General features: G+C 36.3%; 1 protein-coding gene. It reads left to right on the top strand.

Annotated elements, in window-relative coordinates:
- A partial coding sequence (locus tag R0J87_RS19475) for a hypothetical protein (protein ID WP_498888306.1) occupies positions 1 to 289 on the top strand: 289 nt, incomplete at both ends.

Below are 289 nucleotides of genomic sequence, written 5' to 3'. Positions count from 1 at the left end.
CATCAAAAATAGCTGATCCTAGTATTTTAGAAAATATGAAATCAAAGTGCTCTGATCACAGAGTTGTCGAGAGCTCTGACTTAAATGAAGAACAGTGTTTATCATTCCTCCATCATCTGATTGAGGATGGAAAAAATCCAGTCGCATGTATCAGTGTTTGGGAGAACTACCGTTCACTCATGGCTGTCACCAATGGAAAAATTGGCAATCATGATATGCCATCCTCTCAAGTATCATTCTTGAGGGATAAATATCTTCTTCGTAAAAAACTAAATGACTCAAATTTAAG

Source organism: Halomonas sp. SIMBA_159 (genome assembly GCF_046536035.1).
Lineage (GTDB): Bacteria > Pseudomonadota > Gammaproteobacteria > Pseudomonadales > Halomonadaceae > Vreelandella > Vreelandella venusta_A.
The sequence above is the reverse complement of the archived record's forward strand: the minus strand, read 5'-3'. Positions and strand labels throughout refer to the sequence as shown.